This is a genomic window from Tunicatimonas sp., from assembly GCF_049647865.1.
Classification (GTDB): Bacteria; Bacteroidota; Bacteroidia; order Cytophagales; family Cyclobacteriaceae; genus Tunicatimonas.
The window spans coordinates 1-2,128 of the sequence record NZ_JBARYM010000119.1; the positions used below are offsets into that span (position 1 = coordinate 1).

Consider the following 2,128-nt stretch of genomic DNA (forward strand, 5'->3'; position numbering starts at 1 on the left):
GGGTTCACTGATTTCATTGGCTGCAGTCCAGACTGCATGTCCGGTTCCCCAGGGCTTCTCTCGCTCCGGTAAAACTGTATAGTCATCTGGAAGATGATCCAATTCTTGAAAGACGTAATTCACCTCAACATCTGATGGAAACCGGTTTAGAAACACCTCCTTGAATTGCTGTTCCATTGAGGAGCGAATGACAAATACCACCTTAGTAAAACCGGCTTGTATTGCGTCGTATACCGAATAGTCAATAATAGATTCCCCGGAGGGTCCGAACTGATCCATTTGCTTAAGACTACCGTAACGACTTCCCAATCCGGCGGCGAGTATTAGCAACGAAATATCATTCATATTACTTGTTAATTTTTTGGTTATAATCCAGCTTCTAAATTAGGTATAATAAAATTCTCCAGCGCGGGCTCAGTATGCTCCTGATTAATAATGGACTGCACTTTCTGTACAATATCAGGGTTACTGTCAGCCATATTCGTAGTTTCTGATAAATCTTCGGACAAATTATAGAGTTCCAGTGTCGGTTCTTCACTGCTCAGCTCTCGCTGGATCAATTTCCACTCATTCATCCGCACGGCAACCTGTCCGCCGTACTGCGGAAACTCCCAGTACATAAAGTCGTGCTTTAGCTGATCATCCTCGCCCAGTAAAGTTGGCAGAAAGCTAATACCGTCGGTGGTTGGCAGTTCATCTACGCTAGCAACTTCGGCTAAAGTAGGCAGCACATCGTAGAACGCCGATATGTGGTCGGTAGTTGTACTCGCATTAATACGGTTAGGCCAACTGGCAATCATCGGCACCCGAATTCCTCCTTCATACACCGAGCCTTTTCCTCTACCTTTTTCACTGGTAAACGGACCACCGCTATCAAACCAGGGCGAATCCGTTCCTCCGTTAAAAGATGGTCCGTTATCGGAAGTAAAAATGATCAGGGTGTTTTCGTATTCACCTAGTTCTTTAAGCTGCTTCACTAACTGCCCTACCTGCTCATCTAAATAAGAAACCATTGCCGCGTAAGCCGCGCGCGGATAGCGGTGGGGAAAATAGCTACGATCAGCCAGGTAAGGCTCTTCTTCGCCAAACTTCTCTACATAATAATCCACCCATCGTTGAGGGGCCTGAAGGGGCATGTGCGGAATTGGTGTAGCCCAGTACATAAAAAAAGGTTCATCTGCATACTGATTTACAAATTGCGTGAGCTTATTGAACATCAAATCGGGAGTATAATCCGTAAGGGTAAAATTAGCGTAACTCGCTAAATCGTACGGATCGGCACCCTCCGCCAGTTTCGTTCCGGGTGGCACCGTATCATTTTGCAAATATACCCTTCGCTCATTTTCGTAGAGATGTACTGGGTAATAAGTATGCGCCTGGCGCTGGCAGTTGTAGCCGTAGAAATAATCGAATCCCATGGTTGTAGGAATAGACTCAGTGTTCGGTGCTCCCAACCCCCATTTTCCAATCATTCCGGTTACATACCCCGCTTGTTTAAGTAGTTTGGGCAAAGTCGGCGTTTCGGCGGGTAATGGTCGCTGGCCTTCCAGTGTGGAGTCTTCCAGCATCGCCACAAAATTCCACACTTCGCCCCGCTCTCGCCATTCCCCATTACCCCGGATATAGGCATTTCCTGTGTGCTTTCCAGTGAGTAATACACAGCGTGATGGAGCGCACACTGGTGAGCCAGCGTAGTGTTGCGTAAATTTTATGCCTTGCACGGCCAAAGCATCAATATTGGGGGTTTCAATCTTTTGTTGCCCATAAACGCCTACATCTCCGTAGCCCAAGTCATCGGCTAAAATGTAAATAATATTTGGAGGAATAACTGTTATTTCGGAGGTGGAAGGTGTTGCTTGACAGCCTAAGAAAAGCCATACAGCCCCAATAAAAATTAGTATTCTTATGTACATACAGCGCAAATTTTCTGGCTAAAACTAGCAGAAATAAATGGTTAAATAAAGCAATCAACTATTGTGAACCGCAACGTTAAATCGTTAAAAAGACCAATGTTCGCAAAGGAAAAGTAAATTTCTGCTAAAATGATGACTTAAATTATAGGCCTATTTTCGCAACAACTGCTTAGTTCTCCACACTTATTTTAGCCACACCACAGCCCCCCTATTAC

Annotated in this window: 2 protein-coding genes; both read right to left on the bottom strand. The window is 45.2% G+C overall.

The window, feature by feature from the left end:
• The coding region (locus WBA23_RS03835; RefSeq protein ID WP_424580924.1) for a sugar phosphate nucleotidyltransferase at positions 1-345 on the bottom strand (345 nt) is incomplete at its 3' end.
• 20 nt (positions 346-365) lie between these two features.
• Entirely contained in the window at positions 366-1,913 is a 1,548-nt protein-coding gene (locus WBA23_RS03840; protein ID WP_424580925.1) for an arylsulfatase, read from the bottom strand.
• Positions 1,914-2,128 lie beyond the last annotated feature (215 nt).